Origin of the sequence: Bradyrhizobium sp. NAS80.1 (genome assembly GCF_001908205.1) — a bacterium.
Classification (GTDB): domain Bacteria; phylum Pseudomonadota; class Alphaproteobacteria; order Rhizobiales; family Xanthobacteraceae; genus Bradyrhizobium.
Genome location: NZ_LGHL01000069.1, coordinates 1 through 15,551, shown reverse-complemented (window position 1 = coordinate 15,551; position 15,551 = coordinate 1). Strand labels below are relative to the sequence as shown.

Below are 15,551 nucleotides of genomic sequence, written 5' to 3'. Positions count from 1 at the left end.
CGGTGGCCTTCCCGCGACCGTCGCGCGGCGCACCGAGACCGGGTGGCGCACCGGCCGCAAGATCTATTCGACCGGCGCGCCGATCCTGAAATGGAACCTGGTGTGGGCCCGGACAGACGAGCCCGAGCCTAGAGTTGGTCAGTTTCTGGTGACGGCGGGCCTGCCAGGCACACGCATCGTCGAGACCTGGGATCATCTTGGCCTGCGCGCCTCCGGCAGCCACGACGTCGTTTTTGACGATGTCGTCCTCCCGCTTGATCACGAGATCGACGTGCGCAGACCTGCGGATTGGCGCGGGCTGGACGTCTCGCAAGCTGCCACGCACACCGTTTTATTGCCGCGATTCTATGACGGCATCGCGCGCGCCGCGCGCGACTGGCTAATCGAGTTCGTCCGGCAACGCGTGCCTTCCAGCCTCGGCGCGCCGCTTGCGACCCTTGCGCTCGTGCAGGAGGTCGTCGGCGGCATCGAGGCGCGGCTCGTGGTGAATGCGCGGCTGATCGACAGTTTCGCCGGCGACTTCGACGATGGCTATCGCGACGTCCTGTGTGGGCGCGCGACCGACTTCATCCGTCGGCTTGCGGCTGCGAGGGCCTGGTCGCTCACCAATCCCAACCGCTACGCCGAGACGTGGGGCAGGTTGATGAATATCCCAACTGTGGTGCCGCTGAATTGGCTGTCGCGGGCAAAAGTGCGCATTGCGCCAATCGACGATAGCGTGACGAGGGACGAGCAAAGCACTATCGACCTCTATTTCCGCTGGGGTCTTATCAAGCGAAAGCTTAGTGTCGATGAAATCGTCGATCGCTCCTTCTCAGACGCGATCTCTAAGGGCGCAGGTTTGTAAGTTAGTGAGCGTGTCAAGAACGGATTTGCGAGAGATTGGACTGACACCATTTTGAAGCAGAGCTCGCATGTTGCGAGACCGCGTCCATGGGGGGAAAGTGGTTTGCGGGCGAAAATTTGACTTCGCAGACAGCTCTATAGCGGAGCTTCCGGGCGCTTGTGCTTCGGGCGATTTCAGTCGGCTACTGTCTCGACACGCGCTTGCGCTTGCAGCAAAAGCAACTTCATCCGTAGCGCGATTTCGCTGCCTCCGGTCATTGTAGGCATTGTTGATTGTTTGCTGTAGGTTCGGATAGGCCTCAACACAGATATCGCGGGTAAAATCCGGTCATTTTCACTGCGCCGTTGAGGGTACCCAAGTCGCTCGCGTAGTCGCCGGTTGAGGGTGTAGTAGATATCTCTTTAGAGCGATTGCGTCCGAAAGTTCTGATGCGGCTGGCGAGTAAAGCCTCATGCTACACACGACCAACCAAAGCTCGCACATAGCTCACTATTACTGCGTTTGATATGAAATCCTTCACAGTGGGGCATGATCTCTCAGCCTACATTCGACTTGCGACCACATCCAACATCGTCCCCTGTCGACTTCGCCGGAAGGAAGCCACCTCATGAGCAGCGACTCTCAGTCTAAGAATCCGCCGAGGTGGGACTGGCCATTCTGGATGAAGGGCAGCATGCCAAATCCTCTGGATTTCTTTGCGGCGCCCCGGAATTTCGTGCAGCCCATACTGCCCGGATGGGTGTTTGGTAGCGTTACCAACATCAACGAGCAGAATTCAAGCGCGCCTGATACCGAACGAGAGGTTGTCGCCGCACAGAGCTACGGTCGTCAGCTGGGCCGCGTCATGGACGCTCTTGCTATTCTCATCGTCGACCTGCCGAAGGAGAAGCAGGATGCGACGGCTTTCGAAGAATTCACCAAGATCCATCGCGAGATCAATGACATCAAGGCACAAGCTGCAGCCCGACGCCTCGACCGCATTGTGGCGGACCTGGCTACTCTCAAAGAGACGAAGCCCGAGGAATATGAGCGCCTCGCAGCGTCGCTTCGCGAGGTCCTGAAGGGGGCGCAATAAGGCCTTTCGGACCCCGTGTAGATCAGCGCGACCTCAGACTTGAATTCACGTTGCTTGCATAGGCAATCAGGGACTGGTCTGCCCCCTGAAAAGTGGTCCTCCCTGAAGTAGGCTATTGAGCCTTGGAGAGGACGTTGGAATGCCCCAGAAGAAGCACAAGCCCGAAGAGATCGTCGCAAAGCTGCGCCAGGTCGATGTTTTGTTTCACAAGGCCGCTCGGTCGGAGAAGCAGTTCGCTCGATCGGTGTGACGCAGTTTACGTATTATCGTTGGCGCAAGGAGTTCGGTGGCCTGAAAGGCGATCAGGTGAAGCGCCTCAAGGAGCTGGAGAAAGAGAACAGCCGGCTGCGCAAGGCGGTGTCGGACCTGACGCTCGAGAAGCTGATCTTGAAAGAGGCTGCCTCGGGAAACTTCTGAGCCCTTCCCGCCGTCGCCGCTGCGTCGACCATGTCATGGCGAAGTTCTCCATCTCGGAGCGCTTTGCCTGCAAGGTTCTGGGCCAGCATCGTTCGACCCACCGCAAGAAACCCAGAGGTCGAAAGGACGACGAGGCATTGACCGCCGACATCGTCCGGCTGGCTTCTCGGTATGGCCGCTATGGCTATCGCAGGATCACCGCGATGTTGCGATCAGAGGGCTGGACGGTGAATGCCAAACGCGTCGAACGCATCTGGCGGCGGGAGGGGCTGAAGGTCCCCCAGAAGCAACCCAAAAGAAGGCGTCTCTGGCTGAATGACGGGTCATGCATCCGGCTTCGGCCGGAGCACCCCAATCATGTCTGGTCCTATGACTTCGTCGAGGGCCGGACCCACGATGGCAGGAAGTTCCGCATGCTCAATATCATCGACGAGTTCACCCGGGAGTGTCTGGCGATCCGTACCGATCGCAAGCTCAGCTCCACCGACGTCATCGACGCTCTGTCGGACCTGTTCATCCTGCGCGGTGTGCCGGGCCATGTTCGTTCCGACAACGGCCCGGAGTTCATCGCCAAAGCCGTGCGGGAGTGGATCGTCGCAGTCGGCGCAAGGACCGCCTTCATCGAACCCGGAAGCCCCTGGGAGAACGGCTACTGCGAGAGCTTCAACTCGAAGCTGCGCGACGAACTCCTCAACGGTGAAATCTTCTACAGCCTCGCCGAGGCTAAGATCATCATCGAAGCATGGCGCTGCTACTACAACTGCGCATCAGAACACCCATCTGTCTATGTTGTTGAAGAGAAGAGACTTTGCTGATTGGGATGCGATCCCGCGGGGTGTCTTGGGTTCTGTCGCGCTCGTTCGGCGATAGATTGAGCAGCAGTTATTATCAGCGAGGCGCGGGCGAAGATCCACGGGCCGTCCGATAGCGGATGGAAGGCTTCGATCTCGCCGGCTTCAGCGGCCAGTCGGAGCGTCTTGGGTGCGATCTTCAGGAGCTTTGCGGCCTTGCCAAGGTTGAGCCAGGGTTTGATCCCGTCATTGGCTGGCTTGAACACCGGGATGTGGTGATAGGAGCGCAGCGATGTGACGCGCTCGCGGGTCCAGCGATTGCCGTGGCCCGTCTTGAGGCCGTTGCGGTTGAGGATGCCAGCAATCAGATCGTCGCTGGCAATCAGCACCAGTTGACGCACGGCTTGGATAATATCAGCAGAAGTGCTGTTGCGCTGTCCGCGCCGACGCTTGGGCAAGCGCAGCTCGCTATGAGCACCACCCATCCAGTGGACGATGAGAACGATCTCGGACGCCGCGTCGTCGATATCAGCCACGACCTCATGGACGAGGGTGCGTACGATGCGCTTCTTGAGGCGAGCATCCGTCGTCGGCGCATCCCAGACCGTTTTGAGGTTCGAGGCGAGAACGCCGAGCGAAGCTGGATCAGCAATGGGTGCGGGCGTCGCCGCATCATGCATGGCGATCTTGCCCTCGACCTCCGCCGCGTGAGCAAGCGCCCCGTTCCAGCGCGCTTCAAGTTCACTCGCCACCAGCCGGTTCGCGGGGTCGGCGGCATCGTATTGCCGGAAGGCCCGGTCTGCGGCATAGCGCGCCGCTTCCAGATCGCGACTGAGAGCAGCACGCACCTGATCCTGTCGTTCTTCGGCTTCCTTGGCAGCAGCGGTTGCAGCGGCGATCGCGCCTGGGCCGACAACGCCAAGCAGCGCGTCCTCGATTGCATCATCGACGCGTAATCCTCCGAAGGCGATGCAGAGAGGGCCGCCATTGTCCATCCAGGCGCGGCTGCAGCTGTAGCGCGGGATATGGTGCTTCATGCCTGTGTACCGGACTGTAAGCTTGCGGCCACAGCGCTTGCACCGGATCAGACCGGCCAGCAGCGTGTCTCCATGCTTGGGCGCACCGTGATGTCGACCAGTGGGAACGTTGCTGCTGACCATTGCGCGGATCGCCTCGAACCTCTCCCAGCTCACATACCCGTCGTGGGTATTGGGCTTCAGCGACAACCATTCGTTCCGCCTCTTGCGGCGGATCTTCCCGCTCACGCCCGCGGCGGTGTATCCCGCCGTCACAGCCGTCTTACCATAGGCATAGGCGCCGCCGTAGACCGGGTTCTCAATGATCCGGTGGATGGCGGAGTAATTCGGTCGCCGCCAGGCCGTGTCGCCGTTGGACTGCTTCACCGGCAGATCGAGGTTGTATTCGTGGAGCCAGCAGAGCGCCTGTCGGGCACTGCCCAGTTCCTCGACCTTGTCGAACACCAGCTTGATCGCTTCCTGGACACGCCGATCCGGATCCTTCTCATAACGGTCGTCGGCCTTCACGAAGCCGACGGGCGCCGCCACAACCAGTTCGCCCCGGCGCGCCTTCTCGTAGCGCGCCGAGAGCGAGCGTTGACGCAACAGATCCAACTCGTACTCGTTGAGGCTCCCCTTGAGCCCGAGCAGCAGGCGGTCGTTGCCGTGCCTTGGCGCATAGATGGTCTCCTGATCGACCAGAACGGTGTCGACCACGCGGCACATCTCGATGAGTTGCTGCCAATCCCGGCTGTTGCGAGCGAAGCGCGAGACCTCGCGGGCGCAAACCGCACCTACCTTACCGAGGCAAACCTCCGCCACCATCCGCTCAAAGCCAGCGCGTTGGACCCCGCCGGCGGCCGAACGACCAAGATCATCATCGATCACTTCGATCTCTGACCAGCCGAGCGCCGTCAGCCGGTCCTGCATGGCGTACTGCAACGTGCTGCTTTCACGATTGTGCAAGACTTGATGAGCAGCACGTAAAGAATCGCCTTGCGCTCCAAATGATGAGGCCTGACCTTGTCAGAGATCATGATCAACCTCCTTCGCGCGCGGCGTCGCTGTCGTCGCAGCATGGTCGAGGATTAACCGCGTCATCAGGCTCGTCAGCGCCGCCCGCGCTTCCGGCGGCAGTTCCGACCACGCCGGCGCGCCGATGGCGCTGTTCAACAGGCCGCTCCCGAACAGATCCATCTGCTGTTGCAATCGCAGTTGTTGATTGTGTCGGTATCCGCTCCCTGGCATTGCCGTCTGGCGTGACATGAGTCGCTCCCCGATTCTGGTCGTGAGAGCCTTTGGGTGCGCCAGGAACCCGGACAGCTGATGGCGTTCGATCCTTCAACGCCAGATCGAGAACCGCAGAAAGCGCGGCAAGCGCATCGATGCTAACAAACGGATGAGCTGTCAAAAGCTCGGCGTCAGGGCATGCCGTCCGGTCGAACATCCATGCTGGAACTTCCAGCCAACGATCTGTTTGCGCCCCGTCCAGGGTGCAGCGAAAAACGACATCATCGGCCTTGTCGACGGTCCCATGAACGCAAACTCGACGACCAAACCAAGGATGATGCCGGTAAAGAACCTCGCGGAAAACGGTCCTGTGGGCGTTCTCAAACGTTGTTGTACAACACCGAGCGGCCGCACTCATCGCTCGGCTACAAACCACCGGCACCGGAGGCCGTGGTCTGGCCCGCACCGCCGCGTGGATCGGCACCACCGTCTGCCCAGGCGATGGCCCAAAAGCCGGTCATGCATTAAGATTGCAACTGGACCACTTCATAGGGGCAGACCACACGTCCTGGAGCACCGGGGCAACGGGATAGGCCCATGGATTTGACTGTTCGGGTGACCGTTGATGATCTTTGTGATGACGTCGGCGAGGTAGACGTGCGGTTCGATGCCCGTGAGCTTGCAGGTCTCGATCAGCGAGGCGATGACGGCCCAATGCTCGCCGCCGCCGTCGGAGCCTGCGAAGAGTGCATTTTTGCGGTTTAGCGCGATCGGCCGGATCGCGCGTTCGACGACGTTGGAGTCGATCTCGATGCGGCCGTCGCTGAGAAAGCGGGTCAGGCCCTGCCAGCGCGAGAGCGCATAGCGGATTGCTTCAGCGAGTTTTGTCTTCTGACTGATCAGAGTGAGCTTGGCGCGCAGCCAGGGCTCGAGCTCATCGATGACCGGCCGGCTCCTCAGCAGCCTGGCCTCGCGCCTTTCCTCTGCGCTGCGGCCACGGATATCGCTCTCGATGGCATAGAGTCCGGCGATGCGTTCGAGCGCCTCGCTGGCGATTGGCGCCGGGCCGGCCGCGGCGAGTTCGTAGAAGCGTCGGCGTACATGGGCCCAACAGAATGCAAGTTGCACGTTACCGCGCTCCGCGAGTACGCGATAGCCGGCGTAGCCATCGACCTGAAGGGTGCCCGTGAAGCCCGCGAGATGAGCGATCGGTCGCTCCGCCTTGCGATCGGGGGCGTAGACATAGGCCACGCCGGGCGGGTCGGCGCCACCCCAGAGGCGATCGTCGCGTGCGTAGGCCCACAGTTGACCGGTCTTGGTCTTTCAGCGACCGGGATCGAGCACCGGTGCCGTCGTCTCGTCGGCGAACAGCTTGGCCGAGCCCTTAAGCCTGGCGAGCAGACGCTCGTGTACCGGCCGCAGCAGGAAGGCGGCGCGGCCGACCCAGTCGGCCAAGGTCGAGCGATCAAGCGTGATGCCCTGCCGCGCATAGATCTGAGCCTGCCGATACAGCGGCAGATGATCGGCGTATTTGGCGACGAGAACCTGCGCCACCGTCGCCTCAGTCGGCAACCCACCCTCAATCAGCCGCGCCGGCGCTGCCGCCTGCACAACTCCGCTCTCGCAGGCTCGGCAGGCATATTTGGGTCGACGCACAACAAGCACGCGGAACTGGGCCGGGACGATGTCTAGTCGTTCGCTGACATCCTCGCCAATCCTATGCAGTGCGTTGCGGCAGCATGGGCAGGCATGATCGTCGATGTCGACCATCATCTCAATGCGCGGCAGATGCTCCGGCAGCGATCCACGGTTGATGCGACGCTTGGCGGCATGGTTTGCGCGCTCGGCTGGTGCCGCCGTTTCGTTCTCGGCTTCGCCGCTCGCCACAGTCTGCTCGACTTCTTCGAGGCCGAACAGCAATTGATCTTCCGGCAGCGTCTCGGCCCGTCGGCCAAAGCGGTGACGCTGCAACTCCTTGATGATTTGCTCCAGCCGTTCGGTGCGCGCACGTTCCGCCAGCAGCATCGCCTTGAGCGTGCCGGGGTCGTCGGGAAGCGCATCCGTCGTCGCCGTCATGATGCGAGTACATCATGCGCCGCAGCGCCCTGCGAGCATTTCGATCGGACTGATTCACTCCGTCGCAGATCAACCCGGCTGTACCGGCGCCGGGGTCTCGCCCCCGGCGTGAACCCGTCGCCAATCGGGCCCTTCTAACAATGCCGAGAACTCCGCAGCCGACAGCCGCATCACGCCATCTTGCACGTTTGGCCAGCGGAACTTGCCAACGAGCCGTTTGGCGAACAGGCACACTCCCGTGCCGTCCCAATAGATCAGCTTCACGCGGTCAGCCCGCTTCGCCCGGAACACGTAGACGGCGCCCAAGAACGGATCGGACTTCATCGTCTCGCGCACCAATGCCGCCAGACCCTCGGCGCCCTTGCGGAAGTCCACCGGCTTTGTCGCCATCATCACCCGCACCGTACCGGTCGGACCGATCACGTGCAGGCCTTCAGCGCCCGGATGACCATCGCGACCGTCTCGGCGTCAGCGCCACGGCCGACCCGGACGCTGACGCCTTCAATCTCTACCTCGATGATTCCTGAGCCCAGATCCACCGGGCGTGCCCGTTGGCGCCGCCGCCGAGCCGCGCCTTCCGGCAATGCCGATTCCACGACTGCAGGCACGAACTGCGGCACCTCGGGGGTGGCATCTGCGCCGGCAGGCTGCCGCGCTTGGCGGCGCCATGTGAACAATTGCTGCGGCGCAAGCGCCATGCCGGCGTGCAACTTCCGAAACCACCGCGCCCGGAACAAGCGTCTCTTCAATCATCCGGGCCTTGTCGTCTGCCGAGAACTATCGGCGACGGCCTGTTCCCGCGATAATCTCAAGCCGGCGCGCCGTCGTGCAAGCGTAGACACAACACGATCTCCGATTCAGAGATCGTCACACTCGCCGATCGTAAACTTCAGGAAAAGGTGCGATCAAAACACCGCTTACGTTTCAATGCACACGTGCGAGGAAGCTCAGACCACAAATTCGCAAAACATGGTTCACTCCTTCGCCGAATTGCCGGCTATGCAGCATCCGGGTTGCGTCCGGCCTCAGACGCGCGGCTTGTTTCAAAAAGCACCGGTCTTGTTACAAGAACGACATCGCCCAACAAAAGCGCGCGTAATGCGGTAATCGTTTCCGTTGGCTTAGATCCTGCACACCACAAGCAGCGTGGAAGCGACGCCAACAAAGTCGCTCATTCTGTGTTGCGAAACGGCGGGCGCGCGTCTTCTTGAGGTGGTTATGCGATCTGATCTTCTCTTTTGGGGTGCCGCAACAGCTGCGCTCGTTGTGAGCTGCGCCGTCCGTGCGGCGGATTTTGAGCCGGCAGTACAGATACCACCCGCACTGTGGAGCTGGACCGGAGGATATTTCGGCGGGAACTTCGGCGGAGGCTGCGGGCTGATATCATTCAGTGGCGCCTACGGTCGGTCGATTTACAGCGACGTGGTCGATACCCCTCTATCCCTGATGGAAGGTCAGGTCGGCAGCCCTCTGAGCATTCAGTTTCTGCCGTTAGCAACGGTCCCAGCCAACATGACGAGCCTGTCCAACATCTTCTACATTGGCAAACTTGCTCTTAACTATGATTTTGACCGCGGCGCAAGGACGTCGGGATGGTCCGATGTGCCGCTAGACGCGACAGGGCCGACAATCAGCGAGCCGCCAATTGCTCTCGCTCCAGGGTGGTCGCTGGAAAGCGGTACGCCACTCTGGCTAAGCCGAGGAAAGTTTCGGTAGGACAGTCCCGCGAGCAACGATCCGAGCGATCTGCTGCCAAGACTCACGTAGCATAAACTGGGTCGGATCTTTGGTGAGTTGTTCGAACTGATTGATAGCCTCTGGGGGATATTCCCGAAAAGCAACAAGTTTTTCTGAAACTGCCCGCTCGTCGCTCTGAGGTCGGAAGCCGGCGACTGTACGCCTTACAGCGGCGAAAGCTCGGGTCCTGCGGCTCGCGTCCGCTGGAGGCCGGGAATAGAACCGCAAGCTTTTGGGGCCGTTCAAGTTCAAAAACTTGCCGGATTTACGACAGAGAACGCCCGAGCGCTGGAGGTAGCTAGAACTATCCGCATGCACGTCTTAGGCTTCAGATTGAGCTCCCCTGAAGGTCAATGTGCCATTGGCCTTTGATAAGGTGCCGCTCGTCCAGGCCGGATGCGGCAGCTGTGTCTCGTTCACTGCGTAGCTCCAGGTCGCGAGGTCGATCTGTACTCACTCCATGGCCGCCATTTCTACGCTCGTGCAATTTTGACGTTGCGGATCAGGGCCGCCAGGGTTTGATGAGCGTCCATCATGTCTACGACGAAGGTCCTTTGGGGCCAAATCACGCTTGTCCTTGCCATCGTGCTCATTACCACTTGGGCGGCGACCCAGTGGGTTGCCTGGAAGCTCGCATTCCAGCCGCAGCTCGGGCAGCCTTGGTTCGAGTTCGGGCATGGAAAGCCCGTCACCTGCCGCCCGCTTTTTTCTGGTGGTGGTACGCCTACGACGCCTATGCGCCAATGGTATTCACAGAGGGGGCTTGTATCGCAGCATCGGGCGGCATCATTTCGATCATAGTTGCATTTGCCATGTCGGTCTAGCGAGCCCAAGAGGCGAAGACGGCCGCCACCTACGGCTCTGCACGTTGGGCGCTTCCTCCGAACTTTCATCAGCGCAGCTTACAGGGCCGGATGGCGTTATCATCGGCCGGTGCGATCGCAACTATCTTCGACACAACGGGCCCGAACACGTGCTCTGCTTTGCGCCAACGCGATCGGGCAGGGGCGTCGGCCTCGTCGCTCCGACTCTCCTGACCTGGCCGGGTAGTTGCATCGTTCACGATATCAAGGGCGAGAACTGGGCGCTCACCTCGGGGTTCGGCTCCTTCCATAGGCGGGTACTGCTGTTCGATCCAACCAATCGATACTCTGCAGCTTACGATCCACGGCTCGAGGTTCGCCGGGGCGAGTGGGAGGTTCGCGATGTCCAGAACATTGCAGACGTGTTGGTGGATCCTGAAGGAGCACTAGAACGACGCAATCACTGGGAAAAGACCAGCCACTCGCTGCTAGTCGGCGGCATCCTGCACGTGCTTTATGCTGAGCCCGGCAAGACATTGGCTGGCGTCGCCAACTTCCTTTCGGATCCCAAGCGTCCCATCGAGGCGACGCTGCGCGCGATGATGACAACGCCGCACCTCGGCGATGTCGGTCCACATCCTGTCATTGCATCCGCAGCGCGCGAGCTCCTGAACAAGAGCGAAGACGAGCGCTCTGGGGTGCTTTCGACGGCAATGTCCTTCCTCGGACTCTACCGCGATCCGGTGGTGGCTCGGGTCACGCGCTGCAGTGATTGGCGTATTCGCGATCTCGTGGAGGCGAAATGACCAACGTCGCTCTATCTAGTTGTGCCGCCCTCGGACATTAGTCGGACCAAGCCGTTGGTGCGATTGATCTTCAACCAGATCGGACGGCGCCTCACAGAAGATCTCCACGCCGAGGCGCGCCGGCATCGTGTGCTGCTGATGCTTGATGAGTTCCCTGCTTTGGGTCGGCTCGACTTTTTCGAGTCGGCGCTCGCATTCATGGCGGGTACGGCCTCAAGAGCTTCTTGATCGCCCGTCTCTTAATCAGGTCGAAAAGGCGCACGGGCCGAACAATTCGATTCTCGACAATTGCCATGTCCGGGTCGCGTTCGCGCTCGAATGACGAGCGAACAGCAAGGCGGGTGTCAGAGGCCCTCGGAATGGCGACCGAACTGCGCGCCATGAAAAACTATGCCGGTCACCGGTTAAGCCCTTGGCTTGGACACCTGATGGTGTCCAGGCAAGAAACGGCGCGACCCCTGCTGACACCCGGTGAGGTCATGCAGTCGCCGTCGGACGATGAATTGGTGCTGGTCTCGGGATGCCCGCCGATCGGAGCCAAGAAGGCTCGCTATTACGAAGATCCACGATTCCGTGAACGGGTACTCCCGCAGCTCGAACCGGAAACAGAGAAGAGGGTATCCAATTGCCTCCTGACGATTGGAGCAGGGCTGCCTTTGCCTGACGGCTCAAGAACCAAACAGAAGCGATCCACAGAGAAGCAGCATGCTTTCTCGAGCGGTGATCCCGCCAATGGTGGCATTCGGCGCGAACCGGAGCTTGGCGAGCATGAGGAGGTGGGGATAGACCGCAGCCCGGAGAAGGAAGAGTTCGAGTTTGCCGATGAGGAAGGGGACGACGAGGTCCAGCGCGCCCGCGTCCTTCGCGGACAGGCGTCAAGTCTTGCGCGTCAGGCCGCAATGGATCCGGGCGACGGTCTCGATCTCTGAGATGAGGGCATGCGGATTAAGTACACATTTCGTCTGCCGCCGGACCTCACTGTTCAGCTTGCTGATTATGCCAGCCGCAAGCGAGTGGCTCAGGCGCTCGTTGTGGAGACGGCGCTATCCGCGCTCTTGTCGCCAGACAATTCGGAGCGAATGGAGGCAGCGCTCAGCCGGCGTTTGGATCGGCTGACACGCCAGTTCGAACGACTCGAACGTCACGTTACGATTTCAAACGAAGCGCTAGGTCTGTTCGTCCGCTTCTGGCTCACGGCGACTCCGCCTTTGCCGGATGCGGCGCAGCCGGCAGCCCAGGCGAAAGGACACGAGCGCTATGATTCATTTGTCGAAGCACTGGGCCGACGCCTGGCGAAGGGGCAGAGTCCGGCGAAGGAGGTTAGCTCAGACGTAGAGCCACGCGGCGAAAGACCGGAGAACTCCAAGCCGGCCTAAGCTCGCCGATACATTCATTCTCGTTGATTCCCGTGGAAGAAAGTCTCGAGCTGCCCTCCGGGCGCATCAAAATTTCAATCCAGAGAGTACTCGGTGCCGATCAGTCGCCTCGGCTCTGAAAGATGCCGATGTCACTGTGAGGAACACCATCCGAACAACGATCGAAGGGCTTGAGTCTGTCGTAGGGTTAAGTTGTGGTCCACTACAACGGTTACGCTACGGGACCATCATGTGCGATCTGGAACGCAATCGCGTCATCGATCTTTTGCCGGACCGAAATGCCGATACGGTGGCGTCTTGGCTAGGTCGCCATCCAGGCATCGAGGTGGTCGCGCGGGATCGCATCTATTCTGAGGGTGCCCGTCGCGGTGCTCCCGATGCACCCAAGTTGCCGACCGTTTTCACCTTCTCCAAAACCTGGGTGAAGCGCTACGTCTGGCTGTTGGCCGTCACCGCAAGGCGGGCGGTGCCGCTGGAAAGGCAATGATCGCGCAGATGGTCGAAAACGACAAAGCCAAGCCGGAACCAGAACCTACAACGAAACTTGAGGCCCTGCGCCGCAGCGGGCGCAGCCACCGCCGTTCACTCTATGCCGAAATTCTCGATTTGCGCGCCGCCGGCCTATCGCCGCGCGGGATCGCGCCGCGGATCGGCATGAGCGTGAGGACGGTCGAACGCTGGCTTGCTGCAGGCGGTGAGCCTGAGCACCGGCGGCCACCCGCGGGCTCTGTCCTGATTGATCCCTTTCGAGACTATCTGCAAAGCGCTGGGAGGAAGGTGAACAACACGGTTTGCAATTGTGGACCGAAATCAAGCTCCGCGGCTTTGAAGGCAGCAGAACGACCGTGTACCGGTGGACTGTTGCGCGCCAGCAGGGCTGATCGACGGCTGCGCCGAATGTGCGGTGGCGACTGCCCTCGCACCGCAGCTGTGCATGGCTCCTGAGCAAAGAGCCTACATCGCTCGAGGAGCAGACCGAGCGGTTCCTTCATCATCTCTACGAAAATGCGCCGGAGCTTTCGAACGCCGGTGAGCTCGCTCGACGGCTCGCGGCATTGATACGGGGCGACGATGACACAGGTCTCGATCAATGGATCGAGGATGCTTCGAGCAGCGAACTGGCCTCGCTTGCACAAGGCAGCGGCCGCGACATTGCAGCCGTCCGCGCAGCCATCACCCAACCCTGGAGCACCAGCCCCGTCGAGGGACAGATCAACCGTCTCAAGACGATTAAGCGCCAGATGTATGGGCGTTCAGGATATGTACTGCTCAAAAACAGGCTGCTGGCAGCCGCATGACAATGCACAATGCGCTCGATGAAAAGCAAAAGGGACCTGCATCAAATATGCGGGAGAACCTTGATTGACGCGCCGCTCTCATCCGGTTGCCGCGCCGTAAGTCGCGGGTAAACCGTTCTGCCTTTCGCTCTCACGGCTGTTCAATACAGACGAAGCAAATGATCGTAAGAACCACACAGTTGAATCATCCTGAGAACTCGTCAGCTTCCAGAAAGCTAACCTTCCTAAACAGAATCGGATTCTCGAGGGCGAGGCCGCCTGGCGAGCGCAAATGGAATGAACGTAGCAGCGCGCGGTTCTCCGTGTAGTCGGATAGGCCCGATGTAGTCGGAGGATCGCGGCTTGCAGCTGCGCCAATTTCTTGTTGCTGTTTTCGATTGGACAACGAGATTTGCTGTTAAAACCTCCCTCGCCTTGAGCCGTCCACACGTCCGAGCTGAGCTGGCGGCTTTGCGCACAATCGACATTCTCAAGGACGATTAGAGTGGACCGCAACAACATCAACCCATTCAGCCCTGGTGAGTTTCAGGCGTACAACGCCCCGCTGCAGCAGCAGGAGCAGCAAGAACCGGGCAATATGAGCCAGCAAGCGAGGTTTGAGCAGCAGCTGAGCGAGCTGCAACACAGTGCGTTTGATGAGAGCTCCGCAGAAGCGAGTTCGCCTGATGGGCAAACCGCAGACGGAGGTGAAGCGATTCGGCTGACTGATGTCGGCGGTTCGATGCAGATGCCGCCCATTCAGGGCCACTCATTCAGCAGCACGCGCCAAAGCGTAGACATGCGCCATACTCCCTTCGGCCGTTCGACTGAAGTGCCGTCCAAGCGAGGCCGCGAGAACGATGGCCCGGACGAGGAGCTTTTTTCTAGATTCCGCGAGGCATCCAAGAAAAACCGAGCCAGCGATGGCTCCATCCGCGAGGAGGCCAAGAAAAGCGGGACAAGCGATCGCACGATCCGAAGGGATCTAAAGGTACTGCGCAACTTCAGCGCCTGGCTTCTGACGAAGCAGAAGCCACCAGTCAGCAGCCAACTAGAGAATATTCAGGCATTACGTGCCGAGGGGAACGAGTTTGCGGCCAATGATGTTCGCTTGGGCGCTCGTATCGAGGCAGCGTTGACGAGGCTCGAGCAATTCGCAGTCGGAGCGCCGGTGACAGCGTTGCCGCGAGGCGGCCGGCGGGTCGATCTCGAGGACGAGGCGCTCATCAACGCTGCGTGTGACGAAGGCGTTAAGCGCAGCTTTGCGCCGGTAACCATGCAGCAGTACCGTAGGGCTCTTAACAGCTTCAGTAGGTGGCTCAACGATCGCGGGGTGAGCATTACTCAGGCTGGCCCCCAGGAGCGAGACCGCTATATTAACTCTGGGACGGGCTCGTATCCTAGAGAGTTTCCACGTGCGTGGAATCTTCTTCAGAACTACCGCCGACGCGCCAAGCCGCTCCCGCTTAGGGATGTTTTCCCCAGCGCGGATGACGAGGCGCTTTTTCTCGGATTTAGCGAGGTGGCCCCGAAAATCGGCGTGAACCTGGGGGCACTTCGCCAGTTCAGCGCCTGGCTTCAGGCGACACAGAAGCCGGCAATCACCGGTCGAGTTGAGAATCTAGAGGCTTTACGTGCCGAGGCCGACGAATTTGCGGGCGATGACGTTCGCTTGCGCACTCTTCTCAGGACGGCATTGCCAAGGCTCCGGCAATATCAACAAGCTGTCGAGGCGAACCGAGCGCTGGGGTTGGGTCCGCCGCAACAAGCGGGCTCGCTCGCCTGGCTAGGCGCTCCGCATCCGAGCTCGTATCAGGAGCTTCCGGCAACGCCCGCTACCCCGAGCGCGGGAGCGTGGGATTGGCTTAGGGAGCAGATGCAAGAACCAGCTCCATCACCGTCCACACCACACCCTGGCCCGCAGCCGGGCTCGTTTCAGGAGCTTCCGGCAACGCCGGCTACCCCGAGTGCGGGAGCGTGGGATTGGTTTAGGGAAGTGATGGAAGAACCCGCTCCATCGTCCACACCACACCGTGGCCTGCAGCCCAGCTCGTATCAGGAGCTTCCGGCAACGCCCGCTACCCCGAGCGCGGGAGCGTG

At 60.6% G+C, this 15,551-nt stretch carries 10 protein-coding genes and 5 pseudogenes; 10 read left to right on the top strand and 5 right to left on the bottom strand.

Annotation, left to right across the window (positions count from 1 at the left end; translation table 11 throughout):
- The 3 genes and pseudogenes from AC629_RS48750 to AC629_RS17335 form a co-directional block, all read left to right on the top strand.
- On the top strand, window positions 1-847 hold an 847-nt coding region (locus AC629_RS48750), incomplete at its 5' end, for an acyl-CoA dehydrogenase family protein (protein ID WP_349531114.1).
- A 661-nt stretch (window positions 848-1,508) separates the two neighbouring features.
- Complete coding sequence (locus AC629_RS17340; RefSeq protein WP_074120486.1) at window positions 1,509-1,922, top strand: hypothetical protein; 414 nt, start codon at window positions 1,509-1,511, stop codon at window positions 1,920-1,922.
- A 139-nt stretch (window positions 1,923-2,061) separates the two neighbouring features.
- Window positions 2,062-3,154: pseudogene (locus tag AC629_RS17335) on the top strand (IS3 family transposase).
- Here the strand turns inward: AC629_RS17335 and AC629_RS17330 are convergent.
- Entirely contained in the window at window positions 3,124-5,076 is a 1,953-nt protein-coding gene (locus AC629_RS17330; RefSeq protein ID WP_245331896.1) for a recombinase family protein, read from the bottom strand. The pseudogene AC629_RS17335 and the gene AC629_RS17330 sit on opposite strands and share 31 nt — an antisense overlap.
- Window positions 5,077-5,172: 96 nt before the next feature.
- On the bottom strand, window positions 5,173-5,319 hold the full coding sequence (locus AC629_RS46885) for a hypothetical protein (RefSeq protein ID WP_168195511.1): 147 nt from the start codon (window positions 5,317-5,319) through the stop codon (window positions 5,173-5,175).
- Between the two features lie 450 nt (window positions 5,320-5,769).
- Between AC629_RS46885 and AC629_RS17320 the strand changes: the two are divergent.
- Window positions 5,770-5,904 (top strand): annotated as a pseudogene (locus tag AC629_RS17320) (IS3 family transposase); the annotation flags it as partial.
- Window positions 5,905-5,922: 18 nt separating this feature from the next.
- On the opposite strand, the pseudogene tnpC reads toward AC629_RS17320, so the two are convergent.
- The 3 genes and pseudogenes from tnpC to AC629_RS45350 all read right to left on the bottom strand — a co-directional run bounded on the left by tnpC (window position 5,923) and on the right by AC629_RS45350 (window position 8,150).
- A pseudogene (gene tnpC / locus AC629_RS17315) lies at window positions 5,923-7,452 on the bottom strand (IS66 family transposase).
- A 69-nt stretch (window positions 7,453-7,521) separates the two neighbouring features.
- Entirely contained in the window at window positions 7,522-7,875 is a 354-nt protein-coding gene (tnpB, locus tag AC629_RS17310) for an IS66 family insertion sequence element accessory protein TnpB (RefSeq protein WP_084806209.1), read from the bottom strand.
- Window positions 7,872-8,150, bottom strand: coding sequence for a hypothetical protein (locus tag AC629_RS45350; RefSeq protein ID WP_245331895.1), 279 nt, complete (start codon window positions 8,148-8,150; stop codon window positions 7,872-7,874). Before AC629_RS45350 ends, tnpB begins: the two co-directional genes overlap by 4 nt.
- A gap of 1,573 nt (window positions 8,151-9,723) precedes the next feature.
- On the opposite strand from AC629_RS45350, the pseudogene AC629_RS17300 reads away from it, so the two are divergent.
- The 6 genes and pseudogenes from AC629_RS17300 to AC629_RS17285 all read left to right on the top strand — a co-directional run.
- A pseudogene (locus AC629_RS17300) lies at window positions 9,724-11,727 on the top strand (conjugal transfer protein TraG).
- Window positions 11,728-11,736: 9 nt separating this feature from the next.
- Window positions 11,737-12,174 (top strand): CopG family transcriptional regulator, encoded by a 438-nt coding sequence (locus AC629_RS17295; protein WP_074123679.1) that lies wholly within the window; start codon window positions 11,737-11,739, stop codon window positions 12,172-12,174.
- A 229-nt stretch (window positions 12,175-12,403) separates the two neighbouring features.
- Complete coding sequence (locus tag AC629_RS47730; protein ID WP_208867107.1) at window positions 12,404-12,661, top strand: hypothetical protein; 258 nt, start codon at window positions 12,404-12,406, stop codon at window positions 12,659-12,661.
- On the top strand, window positions 12,658-13,119 hold the full coding sequence (locus AC629_RS50180; protein WP_349531113.1) for a helix-turn-helix domain-containing protein: 462 nt from the start codon (window positions 12,658-12,660) through the stop codon (window positions 13,117-13,119). Before AC629_RS47730 ends, AC629_RS50180 begins: the two co-directional genes overlap by 4 nt.
- Window positions 13,074-13,472, top strand: coding sequence for a transposase (locus AC629_RS47725; RefSeq protein WP_210419059.1), 399 nt, complete (start codon window positions 13,074-13,076; stop codon window positions 13,470-13,472). The genes AC629_RS50180 and AC629_RS47725 overlap by 46 nt, the downstream gene beginning before the upstream one ends.
- Window positions 13,473-13,956: 484 nt before the next feature.
- Window positions 13,957-15,551, top strand: a pseudogene (locus AC629_RS17285) (site-specific integrase); the annotation flags it as partial.